We start from the raw sequence: 13,375 nt of genomic DNA, 5'->3' as shown, positions 1-13,375 counted from the left end.
GAACTCATCAGGCGTCATGCCCCAAAGCTCCCGCCCTGAAAACGGCCTAGAAAGGACGCTAGCCGCTTACACGATCTGGTAGCCCAGCTTGAAGCCGGAGCGCAACACGATGCTTTTGCCGGCGGGCACCACTTCCAGCACCCGTCCGCCCGCGGTGCGCAGCTCCACGGAGCCGCCAGGGCCCACGTAGAGGCCGAGTTCTAGCCCCTTTTCCGACACGAGCCAGGAACCTAGGTACGGCCGGGCCGGGCGCAGCGTGTCACCGGCCAGCGTCCAGTCGTAGCCGTTACGCTTGGTTTCACTGCCGGCCGTGTAGCTGGCACTCCACTCCAGCGGCTGATCAGGCGTGCCAATGAGCTGCACCTCGCCATTTAAGTCGCGGTATAGTGCAACGTAGCGTTGACCGGCCATGGGCTCCAGGCCAACCGCCAAGGCGGCCGCATGCCGGGGAAGGGCACCTTTGATTTTGTGATTCATCACGTCGCCTTGCCGACTAATGCTTTTAGGCGCACCGTCGTAGCTCAGCGAGCCGCGCGTGCTCACCAGTTGGTACCACACAGCACCCTCCACTAGGTCGAGCGCCGTGACAACCAGCGGACCGACACTGGGCCACGAGCGAAAGTTCTCGATAGGCGTATACCACACCGCGGCCAGGCCCCCGATGTTGTCGGCGCCCTGGTCGGCGTTGTAGAGATTCCGCAGGTGAAAGGGATTGTATGGATCCGGCATTTTTAGAAGGCGAGTTGAGCCATCGACTCTTTTGTAAGTGATTGACGCATAGCGATTACCTGCGCGTGGCGGGACAAACCGTCAAAATCACGGGACACTTCGCCGCTTTTACGGGACAAACCGTCATTTTTTTGGGACATTTTACCTACCGTTTTTGCCCCTTTTTTTTTGTAGTTTTTCAACTTTACGTTGCGCTGCACGGCCTTGCGCAGGGTTTCGTATTGGATATCCTCCTCCCGCAAATCGTAGGCAGCCATGAAGTCGACGATGACGTCGCGCCGGGTGGTGGTGCGGTTGACGAACTTGCGGATCCAGATATAGAGCTCCTCCTTCAGGAGCTCGTCGACAAAGTCGTTGAACTGATAGACCGTGTAGTTGGTGAGCTCCGTCAAGCCGTACTGGTGCACGGGAAAGTTGCACATATCCAGCTGCAGCACGGCCGTGCACTCCTCGCGACTGGTGGCGTGAAACAGGCGACCCTTCAGCTGCCGGCGCAGCAGGTGAAAGAGCATTTTGCCGAAACGGTCGCTGTTGCTCAGCACGTAGGGATTCACGCCCAGGTGTGTCAACAGATACTTGGCCACGTGGGGCTTAACCGGAAAATCCAGCGTCTTTAGCATAGTATACCCTTCGAATAAGTCAAACCTAGTACTTGGAAGGTGCGGGCTAAAGGACGGCTGCCCGCCATCCCTTGCGGGAGGCGGGTTGGGTAGAGGTATCGCATGAAGTCTAGGAATAATACAGAAGTGTTCGCTACTCTACTACAGCAAATCTGCTTCCAGTTTCCCTTGAATGCTATCTAGCTATTTACTGATGTAACAGCGACTTATGCGTACCGACTGCAATGCCTTGTAGCAGGGGTGGCAGCGTATCTAGGTTTGTAACGCGCTCAGCGTACTTGTTCCGGGCTAGGTAAAGCGCCAGCGCCGGGGCCGTCCGGATGAACGGGTTGATCTGCTTGCCGGCCTCCGTGAGCACGGCCCATCCTTCCTCCTCGCTCAAGTGCTCCAGTAGCAGCGGGCCACTGGTGTCGATGGGCGTTTGCCGCATCGAGCGCCGTTGCCCGATTGCGGCTGGTGGTCGCGGGTAAGCCATCACATCGGGACTGTGGCGTGCAACTGTAGAAACATAGCCTCGATAGCTATACGTGCGTCCTCGTCGGAGTTGACCTTGTAGGCAGTCGCTTGTACTACCTCCAATAAGTGGCGCGCATGATCCTGGCCTAAGCCGTCGACTAGCTGGCACAAGCGATCCGGTGGTAGCATCAAGCCACATTGCGCCCGCAGCAATCCCAGCCCGCGCGGAAACTGGCCCATCACCGAGATAGAAACACCTAAGGTCAGGCCTGGGCATGAGGGATTAGTACAAGCACATTCCATTGCGGCCACTTGGATAAGCAACTGATGGCCGGCTGTTTCGAATAGTTTAGCGTGGCGGATCATAGCAAAATATAAGGTTCGAGGTTGAGGGATTTTTGGTGCACCTTCCCGAGCACCACGGTGGCCAGCAGGCAGTCCGGGGTAACGCAGGTGCGGATGGCCACCAGCTCATCGTAGCTTAGGCGCAGGCGCCACGGCTTGGGAGGCCGGGCGCCGCGCTTCAGCGGTTTAGTGAGTTCCTGCAGCTGCCGGCGCTCCAGCCGGTCGAAGAGGCGCTTCAGCGGCGTGATGGCCAGCGCCATCAGAGGCCGCACGGGTACGGCCGGCACATCCCCCGGAAAGTCATCAACGCCCAAGGGGGTGCACAGGGCCTCATTTAGGGCATCCGCAATGGAGCCGGCTAGGGTAGCGGCCTCACCACGCTGTAGTTCTACAAATTGATCGAGGTGAGGCAGCTTCATGCTACATGTTGACGGTTGGGGAACTGGCAAAACAATCTTCTACTAGGCGGTTCACGGTGGATTCCGCGTGTTCCTGCACCGGCAGGAAGCGGTCCTCGTCGAAGCTAGGCTCCACCACGCGGCCGCTGGTTAGCATCATGACCGGGTTATGAATTTCTAGTAGCAGTAGGCTGAAGCCCCACGGCTGCGGCTGCACGGCGCGCACGTGATAGATGGCGCCGAGCCGCGGCACGTTCAACTTTTGGGCGGCCACCAAGGCGGGCCACTTGGTGTTGACGCAGACGATGGGCTGGCCCACGTGAAAGCGTGCCACGGGCGGATAATTGTCGGGCATAGAGCAGGTAATTTATAGCAGGTTTTGTCTAGAATCTCCTACAAAATCGAGCCACAAACTCGGCCGTTTCCCTAGCTTACGGCTCTGGTTACTACTCTACTACAGCAGGTTCTGCAGTTGCGAATTACTTATTCCAGGATCCACGCTCCTTGCGGCAAATTTCCGGATGCAGGTAAGCCTGGTTGTCGTAAATGATAGCGCGCGCTACTCGGTCCGTCATTCCATCGACCAGCTTTTTGAGACCTCGGATACCATAATCACGTGGATCCGCCACCTCATACCGGCCGCTACGGTCGAAGCTGTAGAAATCTGAGAAACCTTTGGTGCCAGGTACAGGCTTGCTCCAGTACACGCGGGCCTTGGTCAGAGCCGTATCACGTAGAGCAGCTGCGGGTGAGGATTGTGGACAAGCTGAAATTGAAGTTGACATTGTGGAAAGGGGCTGTAAGTGAATTATTTAAGTACCCAGTAGCTGACGCCGCTGGGGTTGAGTAAGATTTTTGAGGAGTTCCATCACCTGAGGCTGGTACTTGTTCAGGGCACGTGTTCCACCTAATTGCTCGAGGCGCTGCTCGTGGAAGCGGTAGAGCTGGCCGAAGCTGGTGCCTTCGATATGCTTGACTGGCTTGCGGGTCGTTTTCTCACCGCGGTCAATCTTGCGGCGCAGCTTCAACTCGTTCAGGGCTTTCTTCACCTCGCGATTAACCCTAGCTAGGTGTTCCAGTTGCCGGTCACTCTGCAACCAGGCCATGGTGCCTTTGAAACCTTGCTCGTTTTCCCAGTCGAAATAGCCCATGCCTTTGACCATTTCGGCCCAGGGCATCGGGATGTACCGAGGCTTGGCGCTGCCGACGTGTTTCATAATGAACCTCTCCACCAGCTCGATACGCCGCAGCACATCCTTGAAATAGGCGTCGTAATCAAAAGTGGGATCGTCAAAATTCAGGTAGACCCCACGCCAGATGGCGCGTTTGGCTAGCAGCTCCTGATGCGGATTGAAGTTGTGTTCTGGCCAGAGCCTGGCCTTGGCAAAGAGGTAGGTTGGTACGACGTACGCCTCCCAGTTGGCCCTTCTCGCGGCCGTAGTGGCATCCTCCGGCTCCGGGGTAGTTACACCCGGTTTCGCCGCGCCGCCCGCCCCAGCTTCATTTTTCGCCGTCCGCTGGCCGCTCCCGGCCTGGTTGCTGTCCTCCGCTTCCTGAGAGGGTCTTTCTGAGGAAGGTTCGCGGGGTATTTCTCCACATTGCCCGATTTTGTTTTTCAGAGCTTCTTGAAGTTCAGGAAGCTCAATAGCCGGAAATTTTATACCGTTTGTGGATAATACCGTACTGATTGTCGAAAATTGAGAATCAGCGGGTTGCGGGGTTTCCACGGCCGCTGCTTGCTCTTTGAGGATAAGCTCCGGGTTTATCCACAATTCGAACTGTCGTTTGCGTCCGTGCCATTTCTTACGCACGATGAAACCGATCTTCATCAGCTGCGCCAAATGGTTGCGCATGGTGCGCTCGGTAAGGCTGCGCTCTTGCATGAGCATGCGTGCGTCGACTAGGATACTTGGCATCAGGATGCCTGTATCGGTTACCATCGTATCGAACAGCATTGGTGAGTACACTAGGCGCTCTACTCGCTTCCAATACTTCTTCAGCAGTACAATAGCCGTCGCCTTAGCACCGTCGACGATCGCGCGCTTGCCGCGGCGGATAATGGTTTCGGTGATAGGCCCATCTTTCGCCCGGTCTCCTTTGGTAATGGTGCGCGTCACACTGATGCGCGGCGTCTGGTGCCAATCGGCGTCGATCTTCCGGTGCAAGCGCAGCAGGCTTGTACCCAGGGGTAGTAAGTCAATAGTAACCATTCGGAACGGTAGTAATAGAGCGTAGAAATTTGGCGTAGCAGCCTGCTAGAGCGGGTATTCCCTAGCAGCCACTGAGCGCCGGTAATGGTGACGTTGCCGCACCTCCGCTTCCTGGCTAGCACCGAAGCCAGCGACTACCACGCCCCTTTCCACGAGTTTGCGGTAGCTTCCTATTCAGGCAGGAAGTATTTGATAATTCACTGTTTAGTAAGCGCCTCGCTGCACCAGCTTCATCTGCGCGAAGGTGAGCTCTGGCTTTGCTTGGGGCGCGCTGGGTAAGTAGTCAGCCTGACCTTTGCGGCCACTCGACTTGCGGGCCCACAAGCTCACGGTGTAGAAGACGGCGGTGCCGGTGGGCACGTGCTCGACCAATCCTTGCCGGCCCTTGTAGCGGCCGGTGAGCACCTCAATGATGTCCCGGACCAGGAAGGGTTCTTCAGCCACTGCCCTGCCCCCCTTCCTGGTGACCTAGGTGGATCGTCATGATGATATCCTGCCCGTGTACATAGCAGCCGACGAAACCCAGCGATTTGTAGAGTTGGTAGGCAGCCTTGTTGTGCTTGCGTACAGCTAAGCCTAGGCCCGTTTTATCGGCTTCCCTGGCATAAGCCAGCATCTCCTGCAGCAATAAACGGCCGTAGCCTTGGCGCCGACAGTTCGGGTTGACGTGCACCAGCTGAACCCAACCACCTAGCTGCTCCCAATCCGTGACTTGGCAGGAAGCCAACATCCGGTCGTCCTGGGGCTTATCCACATCCAGCAAGAAAAACTTTACAGTGGTGATGAGGTCCACCACCACGACCTCCTTCATTAGAATAACACTCACGACGGCTGCCCTCCTTTCTCGCGCGGACGCGGGGTCGGCAGCTCATCCAGGCTGCGCAGGTTAACGGGTTGTTGCTGAGCCAGGAACTCAGCTAGGGCCTTGAAGCCGCCATCCGCTGGCTTCGAGGTATACAGGTTAATCGTCGGCTTTTGCATCGTGCTAGGCAGCTTGATTGTAGATGTTTTCCTTCCCTTCCTTCTCCTGTAGCTCGCTCCAGAGCAGTCTGCGCAGGCTCGCAATCGTGCGGAGTTCGGCCGACAGCTTCTCATCGCTGGGGCCGGCGTAGTCTGTATCTTTCACCGTATCGAGCTGCGTGCGGATCTCGATGATCCGATTGGCACATTTGGTCAGCAACTCTTTAATTTCAGGTGTGGTCAGTGCGAGCACTTGGCAATCGGTTAGGGGGTGGATTTTCATCGGTCTGAGAAGTTGATGGTGAACTGAATGAAAAGGCGCGCCCTAGGCATCGGCCCGCGCGGGCGGGCCGAGGCGTGGAGCATAGCGCTGGCACCGGGCGCAACGCTCGAGGGGAAGTAGGTAGGGGACGGGCAGCAGCTGGCTGGCGTGCTGAGGACGCACCTGCCCGCACAGCGCATTGCCGGCAGTGAAGAGGTGAATCGTGGAATCAGCAAGGGTGAATTGCCAGCGGTGCGCAGTCATAGCCTAGGAACTAGCTAGCTAGAGAAGGCTGCGGGTTTGTAAGCTTTTGCCGGCGCGTACGCTCGTAGCGAAGCACGAGCGGGGTTTCTTCACGGAAGCGGGGCATGGTGAGGTTGATTTCCTCACAACGGCGCTCTAGCTCAGGGAGGGGCACTAGTTGCACCAGTGGGCCAGGAAGATGGTCGCGTACTAGCTCAGCTAAGTCGCGCATCGTCGGCAATGCTGCCGGCGTATTCGCCTCCAATGTGTGGGAAGCATAATGTAATTCCATAGTTTTACGCTGTGTAAGTAGTAAATTGAATTGCCCGGCAGCTTCAGACCCTGCCGGGTTTTTTGTTGTTATGCTCCAAATCTATGCAATCTTACATAGATCACAAGAAAGTAATTGTATTTATGCATACATAATTGCAAAAAAATATGCAAGCTACTAAGCGTTAGCGGTTTCCTCTTTGGGCACATAAGTATTATACCAGTACTCAAGTATTGGCCAGACCACTACTCCTCGCTGCTTTACATTGCGAATTTGCGTTCTATCAGAACCCTTGACATTGCGCAGTGTATCGCTGGAATAATACTTATCCATGTGCGGAGAGACTGTTTTCAGTATAGTCTCGAACCTCTCCTTCGATTGTGAGTAGGTTTCGCCGGGCAATCGGTGAAAAACTGGTGCATCATTTTTCATGCGTAATTGCGTATATAGGTGAGACTTTACATACATTTGTGGTACACACCTTATGTAACGTCGTAAATGTATGCAAAGTTGCTTACATAATACGCACATTAACATGTCAATCATGAAACCTATAAATGAGCGCTTGATAGAGCTGCGAGAGCATTCTCAGCTCAACCGGCAACACTTCGCCACTAGGATTGGCATTGACCAGGGCACATATAGCCGCTACGAACTGGGTCAGACGAAACCATCGTTTGACACATTAGAAAAGATTGCAATATGCTTCCCGAAGGTTAGTGCCACTTGGCTGCTCACAGGCAAGGGGCAGATGTTTACCGACGCTAAGCCCGATGTGGTTGACTCTCCAGTGATGCAAAGCGTCGAAGAGTCCGAAGAAATGAAGGAGCTTAAAAAAGACAGGGACGCATGGCGCGATATGGCTATGGCCCTAATTAAGTCGCCCAGCGCCGCGGCGTTATTGGGAAAGCTTAAGGGTAACCCAGACGCAGCCGAGACCATAGCAGAGTTTTTTCGCTCTCAGATGAGAGCGTCTTATGCTGCCTAAGGTATCTCGCTCGGTTACCCCCTTCTCAGGAGATTAGTAAAACATTACCCTGAGTTGCTGCAAACCACTTTCCGGTGTACCATGTATATTTGTGCTAAACTAAGCTGTTAGCAGTTAGCTTTCCGCAATAGACTTTCCTTTCCTGCCGACTTTTTAGCGTCTTTTTTTAGCTTTTTCGTAAGCGAACGTTTACAAGTCAGCAGCTACTAGCGCCCCATGAACGTAACCTACTACGGCCATTCGTCCTTCCTCTTCGAAATCGAAGGCAGCAAAGTTCTCTTCGATCCATTCATCAGCCCAAACCCGCTCGCCGCGGCCATCGACGTATCTAAAATTGAGGCCGATTACCTGTTGCTCAGCCACGGCCACGGCGACCATGTCGCCGACGCGGAGGCTATTGGCCAGCGCACCGGCGCCGAAATAGTAGCCATTGCTGAAATTGCGGGTTGGTTCGGCAACAAGGGCTTGAAAGCAGCTTACCCCATGAACATCGGGGGCAAAGTGAAGCTGCCTTTTGGTACCGTGAAAATGGTAGCCGCCGCGCACTCTAGCTCCTTGCCCGATGGTTCGTACGGTGGCATTGCCGCGGGCTTCGTGGTAGAGGCAGAAGGCAAGACCTTCTACTTTGCCGGCGATACAGCACTGACGTATGACATGAAGCTGATCGCCGAGCAGTACAAGTTGGACTTCGCCTTGCTACCCATCGGCGACAACTATACCATGGGCATCGACGATGCGCTAATCGCGGCAGATTGGGTGGGTGCCTCCAAGATCATTGGCATGCACTACGATACCTTCCCGGCTATCAAAATTGATCAGGAAGCTACCAAGGAGAAAGCACAGCTAGCCGGCAAAGAGCTCGTGCTGCTGCAAATCGGAGAAACGATTACTTTGTAGGTTGATTATTGATTGTTAAAGGGTTAATCTTCTACAGCACCTAGCTTGTTCAACCGTTTAGCAATTCAGTTAGTCAACCATTTAACAATCAAGCTTTACCCATCATGGGAAAAATTATTGCGGTAGCCAATCAAAAAGGAGGAGTGGGTAAAACCACCTCGGCCATCAACCTGGCTGCTAGCCTGGCGGCCTTGGAGTACCGTACGCTTCTGGTGGACGCCGATCCGCAGGCCAATGCCACTTCTGGTGTAGGTTTCGATCCGAAGGACATTGAGAATAGCGTGTACGAGTGCATGGTGGATGGCATCAATGCCCAGGATATTATCCTGAACACGAACATTCTCCCTCACCTCGACCTCATGCCTTCGCACATTGACCTAGTAGGTGCCGAGGTGGAAATGATCAACCTGCCCAACCGGGAGGAGAAGATGAAAGAGGCCCTGCGCCCCTTAGCCGATCAATACGACTTCATCATTATCGACTGCTCACCGAGCCTAGGTTTGATTACGGTGAATGCCCTCACGGCTGCGCATTCGGTTATCATCCCGGTGCAATGCGAGTACTTCGCATTGGAAGGCCTAGGGAAGCTATTGAATACCATCAAAATCATTCAGAGCCGCTTAAACACGGAGCTAGAAATTGAAGGCATTCTGCTCACGATGTACGATGTGCGTTTGCGCCTCTCCAACCAAGTAGTGGAAGAAGTGAAGCTGCACTTTCAGCAACTCGTATTCGAGACCATCATTCCGCGCAATGTGAAGCTGAGTGAGTCACCTAGCTTCGGCATTCCCGTTATCCTGCACGACGCAGAAAGCAAGGGCTCTATCAGCTACCTGAACCTAGCACGCGAAATTGTAGAGAAGAACGTGGTAGCCGGAGAGCACGAAGAAGCCGGCGACGAGGCAGCGTAATGCCCTCTAGCTATACCTATAGAAACGGCTCACAAGAACTTGTGAGCCGCTTTTTTTTATTGGCCCCAACTAGCCGTTTCTAGAACTCTAAACCAACTAGTTGATTTTGCCTGCTGTCACAGCTTAGCAACCTAGGTTCCAAAGGGCAGCAGTTGTATCACTCTGCGTGCTGCTGCGAAAACGATTCACTCTTTCTTGGAGACCTAGCTATGCACTGCTAGAGTAGCGAAGCTGATTTGTTGATGTTCCACGATTTTTTAAATCCGTGGAACAAAATTTCCGTTGCATCCCCGGCGTTTGTGTATTTTTGAATCCTGCTTTCGCTCGGTGTTGGGTGAAAGCTGATTGTCGGTATGTCAGAGAAGAACGAAGAGAAAAACGCTCCCGCAGCACCCAAGCGAAAGATTGGCGGCCTAGGTCGGGGTTTAAATGCCCTGATAGAAGGCAGCTACGAGAAAAAGAGCGAACGGGTAGGCCTCGTACCGCATCCGGTAAATTCGGTTGGGATGATTCCCGTGGAGCACATCCAGGCGAATCCCTATCAGCCGCGCACGCACTTCGATCAAGAAGCCTTGCGCGAGCTAGCCGACTCGATTAAGCTCCAGGGCATAATCCAGCCGGTTACGGTGCGGCAAATGGGTACCAACGCCTACCAGCTCATCAGTGGCGAACGGCGCTTACAAGCCTCTAAGCTCGCCGGCCTCGATACGATTCCTGCCTACATCCGCAAGGCTGACGACCAGCAAATGCTGGAAATGGCTTTGATCGAAAACATTCAGCGCGAAAATCTTAACGCGATTGAAATTGCCCTAAGCTACCAGCGCCTAGTAAGCGAGTGCAACCTGAAGCAGGAAGAGCTAGGTGACCGGGTTGGCAAGAACCGCTCGACGGTTACGAATTACCTCCGGCTGCTCAAGCTCCCGCCTGACATTCAGATTGGTCTGCGCGATACGGTTATCAGCATGGGGCATGCCCGCGCCTTGATCACGGTCGATGACACTGAGCAGCAGCTTTCACTGTTTCACCGCATCGTAGCAGAAGATCTTTCGGTGCGCCGGGTAGAGCAGCTCGTGCGTAGCGGCCTGACGCCCAAAGCCGCTACCGCTGAAAACCCTGATGCAGATCCTGCTACCCCACAAGTGCCCGTAGCCGAACTCCGGCGTACCGAGCGCCACCTCTCCGACCGCTTTGGCAGCCGGGTGCAAGTAAAACCGGGCCCGCAAGGGCGTGGTGAGATTAAGATTGCCTTTGACTCGGTTGAAGACATGCAACGTATCCTACACATTCTACAGCCGGCCTAGCCTAGGTATGAAAACGGTGCTTCGTGGTATTAGTATTTCGTTGGGGTTGTGTTGTGCCTTGCTGGCTCGTCCTTGCACTGCTCAAACAACTTTCCCCGGTGGTACTTTGGGCAACTCTATGGGGAATACCCTAGGGAACAACACGCTAAACAGTGTAGCAGACACCGCTCAAGGTCGCCCCATCGCGAAGCGCAAAAAGGACACTGCTGCGGACTCGGCCCGTCGGACGGAGCGGCTGCTTTTCTTACGCCTAACCAAGCCAGCTAAGGCAGGCTTGTTGTCGCTCATTCTGCCGGGAGGAGGCCAAATCTATAATCATAGCTATTGGAAGCTTCCGCTCGTGTACGGTGGGGTGGGCGCAGTAACAGCGGCTGAGTTTTTCTACCAAGCGCGTTTCAAGGAATACGCCAACAGCTTGGATATCTGGCAAACAACAGGTACCAACGCAAAGGATACGGGACCTAGGTCTAAGCTCGAAACTTCGGCGGCTAATGTGAATACCGGCCTTATCTTTTACCGGAGCTGGCGCGACCGTTTTATCGCTTATTCCCTAGTGGTGTACGGCATCACAGCGTTGGACGCTATCGTCGATGCCCACTTGAGTGACTTTGACGTCAGCGACGACCTCAGCTTACAGTGGCATCCGACGCTCATACCCATGCCTTCCTCTTTACCGATGCCAGGTGTGGCTCTTACGCTTAATTTGAATTCTAAACGCTCAACTAAATGAAGCTGCTGCTGATTGGCTACGGTAAAATGGGCAAGGCAATTGAAGCCCAAGCCGTGGCGCGCGGCCACCAGATTGCCGGTATCGTAGATCCTACCCATCCGGGCGTAAACATCACCGATTTCGATTCGACCACCGTCGACGCGGCCATTGAATTCACGCACCCAGATGCGGCTTTCAACAACGTTATGACGTGTCTGCGGCAAGGCATTCCTATCGTCTGCGGATCAACGGGATGGCTACATCACTTTCCGGAAGCTACCGCGCTAGTACAACAAACGGGAGGCGCCCTTTTTTATGCTTCTAATTACAGCGTAGGTGTGAATCTGTTCTTTCACTTCAACGAATACATTGCCGCCAAAATGCACCAATTTGGTGGCTATGATGTGCAAGTGAAAGAAATTCACCACACCCAGAAAGTAGACCAGCCAAGCGGCACGGCCCTCACGGCAGCGGAAGGCATCATCAAGCACTTCCCTACGAAAACCACCTGGCGCAATGAACCTACGCAAGCACCGCAAGAACTAGCAGTACTTTCGGAACGTACAGGACAAGTAGTTGGTACCCATATCGTAACCTATACATCCGCCGTCGATTCTATTGAGCTTAAGCATGAAGCCTTCTCGCGGGAGGGATTTGTGCAGGGCGCTTTGCTGGCAGCCGAGTGGCTGCCAGGCCGTCAAGGAGTATTCGGGATGAAGGAATTGCTTGGGCTATAATCTTTGACCGATAATGTGCGTTCTTCTGGCGCAATCCAGCATGGGCGCGGTTAACCATCGGAGCTAGCTAGGTCTTACGTGACATTTGCGTAAATAAGTTGATATTTACCACCTACGGCCCGGTGCGTCCGGGCCTTCTTTTATTTGCTTTCCACGCATAACGATATGGCTGTACAATCCTGGGAACAACGCACTGCTACGCCCCCGCCTCCCATCAAAAAACCGAAAGGTTTTTTTCGGGAATGGGGCGATGCTATTCTCTTTGCCGTCGTGGCGGCTACGCTCATTCGCTGGGCCACTTTTGAAGCTTACACTATCCCGACGCCTTCTATGGAGCATTCCCTGTTGGTCGGCGATTATTTGTTTGTGAGTAAGCTTCACTACGGTCCTCGCACACCTCAGACGCCGCTCCAGGTGCCACTCACGCACCAAACCCTCTGGGGCACTGAGCTGAAGAGCTATTCCGATGCGATCCAGTTGCCCTCCTACCGCCTACCTGGCTTCTCAGAAGTGAAGAAAGGCGACGTGGTTGTCTTCAACGTTCCCTTTGAAAGTCAGCACCCTGCCGACCTGCGCACTAATTACATCAAGCGCTGCGTAGCGGTAGCTGGTGACGTACTAGAACTGAAAGACGGCCAAGTGTTTGTGAACGGCAAGCCGATGAGCAGCCCACCCCAAAGCCAAAACCGCTATTTCCTGCAGGTGAATGAGCCTATTCGGGACAAAATTTTCAAAGATCAGGGGGTCACGGATTTCAACAATCCTACGGGTGTTCCACAACCACAGTACACGCAGTTTGGCCCGGCATATATGATCGATGCCACCCCAACGACGGCAGCTTATTTCAAGCAGCAGTCGTTTATTAAGGGCGTTGTGCAGGATAAGAGCCCAGCTGGCCAAGCGGAGCCCGATGTGTTCCCGAATAACCCCGACTACCCACACAGCCAACCTAGCTCTCCGGCCAAGTTCAATTGGAACCGCGACAACTATGGTCCGTTGCAACTTCCGAAGAAAGGTCAAACGGTCCAAATCACGCCCGAGAACTCTCCGATCTACGAAAAAATCATCCTGCGTTACGAGCACAACGAGGGAGTATCTGTGATTAATGGAGTCATCACACAGAATGGACAGCCACTCAAAAGCTACACGTTCAAGCAGAACTATTACTTCATGATGGGTGACAACCGCCATGATTCGCTCGATTCGCGTTATTGGGGCTTTGTGCCCGAAGATCACATTGTAGGCAAGGCCGTACTCATCTGGCTGTCAGTAGACCCCTACGCCGACTTCCTTCATAAGATCCGGTGGAGTCGCCTATTCAACCTCATTGACTAGTTA

Annotated in this window: 19 protein-coding genes; 7 read left to right on the top strand and 12 right to left on the bottom strand. The window is 54.1% G+C overall.

Annotated elements, in window-relative coordinates; all coding sequences use genetic code 11:
- Positions 1–66: 66 nt before the first annotated feature.
- From BXP70_RS27750 to BXP70_RS27690, 12 genes are all read right to left on the bottom strand, one after another.
- Positions 67–729: a hypothetical protein gene (locus tag BXP70_RS27750; protein WP_086597385.1), complete on the bottom strand. Its 663-nt coding sequence runs from the start codon at positions 727–729 to the stop codon at positions 67–69.
- 2 nt (positions 730–731) lie between these two features.
- Positions 732–1,349 carry a hypothetical protein gene (locus BXP70_RS27745; RefSeq protein WP_086597384.1) on the bottom strand — a complete coding sequence of 206 codons (618 nt, stop codon included), beginning with the start codon at positions 1,347–1,349 and terminating at the stop codon, positions 732–734.
- Positions 1,350–1,536: 187 nt separating this feature from the next.
- Positions 1,537–1,824, bottom strand: a complete 288-nt coding sequence (locus BXP70_RS27740) for a hypothetical protein (protein WP_143436745.1) — start codon at positions 1,822–1,824, stop codon at positions 1,537–1,539.
- Positions 1,825–2,167: 343 nt separating this feature from the next.
- Positions 2,168–2,569 carry a hypothetical protein gene (locus tag BXP70_RS27730; RefSeq protein WP_086597381.1) on the bottom strand — a complete coding sequence of 134 codons (402 nt, stop codon included), beginning with the start codon at positions 2,567–2,569 and terminating at the stop codon, positions 2,168–2,170.
- 1 nt (position 2,570) lies between these two features.
- Entirely contained in the window at positions 2,571–2,903 is a 333-nt protein-coding gene (locus BXP70_RS27725; RefSeq protein ID WP_086597380.1) for a hypothetical protein, read from the bottom strand.
- 124 nt (positions 2,904–3,027) lie between these two features.
- Positions 3,028–3,333: a hypothetical protein gene (locus BXP70_RS27720; RefSeq protein WP_143436744.1), complete on the bottom strand. Its 306-nt coding sequence runs from the start codon at positions 3,331–3,333 to the stop codon at positions 3,028–3,030.
- A 27-nt stretch (positions 3,334–3,360) separates the two neighbouring features.
- Positions 3,361–4,758 carry a hypothetical protein gene (locus BXP70_RS27715; protein ID WP_086597378.1) on the bottom strand — a complete coding sequence of 466 codons (1,398 nt, stop codon included), beginning with the start codon at positions 4,756–4,758 and terminating at the stop codon, positions 3,361–3,363.
- A gap of 204 nt (positions 4,759–4,962) precedes the next feature.
- Positions 4,963–5,202 carry a KOW domain-containing RNA-binding protein gene (locus BXP70_RS27710; RefSeq protein WP_086597377.1) on the bottom strand — a complete coding sequence of 80 codons (240 nt, stop codon included), beginning with the start codon at positions 5,200–5,202 and terminating at the stop codon, positions 4,963–4,965.
- Entirely contained in the window at positions 5,195–5,584 is a 390-nt protein-coding gene (locus BXP70_RS27705; protein WP_143436743.1) for a GNAT family N-acetyltransferase, read from the bottom strand. The genes BXP70_RS27710 and BXP70_RS27705 overlap by 8 nt, the downstream gene beginning before the upstream one ends.
- Positions 5,581–5,739, bottom strand: a complete 159-nt coding sequence (locus BXP70_RS30115) for a hypothetical protein (RefSeq protein WP_179197881.1) — start codon at positions 5,737–5,739, stop codon at positions 5,581–5,583. The genes BXP70_RS27705 and BXP70_RS30115 overlap by 4 nt, the downstream gene beginning before the upstream one ends.
- Positions 5,740–5,743: 4 nt before the next feature.
- Entirely contained in the window at positions 5,744–6,001 is a 258-nt protein-coding gene (locus tag BXP70_RS27700; protein ID WP_086597375.1) for a hypothetical protein, read from the bottom strand.
- Positions 6,002–6,254: 253 nt separating this feature from the next.
- A complete protein-coding gene (locus BXP70_RS27690; RefSeq protein WP_143436742.1) occupies positions 6,255–6,515 on the bottom strand; it encodes a hypothetical protein in 261 nt (86 codons plus the stop codon).
- A 523-nt stretch (positions 6,516–7,038) separates the two neighbouring features.
- Here BXP70_RS27690 and BXP70_RS27685 point away from each other — a divergent pair.
- From BXP70_RS27685 to lepB, 7 genes are all read left to right on the top strand, one after another.
- Positions 7,039–7,482, top strand: coding sequence for a helix-turn-helix domain-containing protein (locus tag BXP70_RS27685; RefSeq protein WP_179197880.1), 444 nt, complete (start codon positions 7,039–7,041; stop codon positions 7,480–7,482).
- A 216-nt stretch (positions 7,483–7,698) separates the two neighbouring features.
- A complete protein-coding gene (locus tag BXP70_RS27680) occupies positions 7,699–8,379 on the top strand; it encodes a metal-dependent hydrolase (protein WP_086597371.1) in 681 nt (226 codons plus the stop codon).
- Positions 8,380–8,483: 104 nt separating this feature from the next.
- The gene (locus BXP70_RS27675; protein WP_086597370.1) at positions 8,484–9,290 is read left to right on the top strand and encodes a ParA family protein; all 807 of its coding nucleotides are present in this window, start codon (positions 8,484–8,486) and stop codon (positions 9,288–9,290) included.
- A gap of 353 nt (positions 9,291–9,643) precedes the next feature.
- Positions 9,644–10,591: a ParB/RepB/Spo0J family partition protein gene (locus BXP70_RS27670; RefSeq protein ID WP_086597369.1), complete on the top strand. Its 948-nt coding sequence runs from the start codon at positions 9,644–9,646 to the stop codon at positions 10,589–10,591.
- A 118-nt stretch (positions 10,592–10,709) separates the two neighbouring features.
- Positions 10,710–11,321: a DUF5683 domain-containing protein gene (locus BXP70_RS27665; protein WP_086597368.1), complete on the top strand. Its 612-nt coding sequence runs from the start codon at positions 10,710–10,712 to the stop codon at positions 11,319–11,321.
- Positions 11,318–12,037, top strand: a complete 720-nt coding sequence (dapB, locus tag BXP70_RS27660; protein ID WP_086597367.1) for a 4-hydroxy-tetrahydrodipicolinate reductase — start codon at positions 11,318–11,320, stop codon at positions 12,035–12,037. Before BXP70_RS27665 ends, dapB begins: the two co-directional genes overlap by 4 nt.
- Positions 12,038–12,202: 165 nt before the next feature.
- Positions 12,203–13,372: a signal peptidase I gene (gene lepB / locus BXP70_RS27655; RefSeq protein ID WP_086597366.1), complete on the top strand. Its 1,170-nt coding sequence runs from the start codon at positions 12,203–12,205 to the stop codon at positions 13,370–13,372.
- Positions 13,373–13,375 lie beyond the last annotated feature (3 nt).

It is taken from the genome of Hymenobacter crusticola, from assembly GCF_002154225.1.
GTDB lineage: Bacteria > Bacteroidota > Bacteroidia > Cytophagales > Hymenobacteraceae > Hymenobacter > Hymenobacter crusticola.
This window is presented reverse-complemented; position numbering and strand designations above follow the sequence as displayed.

Coding starts and splice junctions, on each gene's coding strand:
- BXP70_RS27675 (WP_086597370.1), top strand. CDS start 8,484: ATGGGAAAAATTATTGCGGTAGCCAATCAAAAAGGAGGAGTGGGTAAA.
- BXP70_RS27730 (WP_086597381.1), bottom strand. CDS start 2,569: ATGAAGCTGCCTCACCTCGATCAATTTGTAGAACTACAGCGTGGTGAG.
- BXP70_RS30115 (WP_179197881.1), bottom strand. CDS start 5,739: ATGCAAAAGCCGACGATTAACCTGTATACCTCGAAGCCAGCGGATGGC.
- BXP70_RS27725 (WP_086597380.1), bottom strand. CDS start 2,903: ATGCCCGACAATTATCCGCCCGTGGCACGCTTTCACGTGGGCCAGCCC.
- BXP70_RS27680 (WP_086597371.1), top strand. CDS start 7,699: ATGAACGTAACCTACTACGGCCATTCGTCCTTCCTCTTCGAAATCGAA.
- BXP70_RS27700 (WP_086597375.1), bottom strand. CDS start 6,001: ATGAAAATCCACCCCCTAACCGATTGCCAAGTGCTCGCACTGACCACA.
- dapB (WP_086597367.1), top strand. CDS start 11,318: ATGAAGCTGCTGCTGATTGGCTACGGTAAAATGGGCAAGGCAATTGAA.
- lepB (WP_086597366.1), top strand. CDS start 12,203: ATGGCTGTACAATCCTGGGAACAACGCACTGCTACGCCCCCGCCTCCC.
- BXP70_RS27720 (WP_143436744.1), bottom strand. CDS start 3,333: ATGTCAACTTCAATTTCAGCTTGTCCACAATCCTCACCCGCAGCTGCT.
- BXP70_RS27665 (WP_086597368.1), top strand. CDS start 10,710: ATGGGGAATACCCTAGGGAACAACACGCTAAACAGTGTAGCAGACACC.
- BXP70_RS27670 (WP_086597369.1), top strand. CDS start 9,644: ATGTCAGAGAAGAACGAAGAGAAAAACGCTCCCGCAGCACCCAAGCGA.
- BXP70_RS27740 (WP_143436745.1), bottom strand. CDS start 1,824: ATGGCTTACCCGCGACCACCAGCCGCAATCGGGCAACGGCGCTCGATG.
- BXP70_RS27745 (WP_086597384.1), bottom strand. CDS start 1,349: ATGCTAAAGACGCTGGATTTTCCGGTTAAGCCCCACGTGGCCAAGTAT.
- BXP70_RS27690 (WP_143436742.1), bottom strand. CDS start 6,515: ATGGAATTACATTATGCTTCCCACACATTGGAGGCGAATACGCCGGCA.
- BXP70_RS27715 (WP_086597378.1), bottom strand. CDS start 4,758: ATGGTTACTATTGACTTACTACCCCTGGGTACAAGCCTGCTGCGCTTG.
- BXP70_RS27750 (WP_086597385.1), bottom strand. CDS start 729: ATGCCGGATCCATACAATCCCTTTCACCTGCGGAATCTCTACAACGCC.
- BXP70_RS27685 (WP_179197880.1), top strand. CDS start 7,039: ATGAAACCTATAAATGAGCGCTTGATAGAGCTGCGAGAGCATTCTCAG.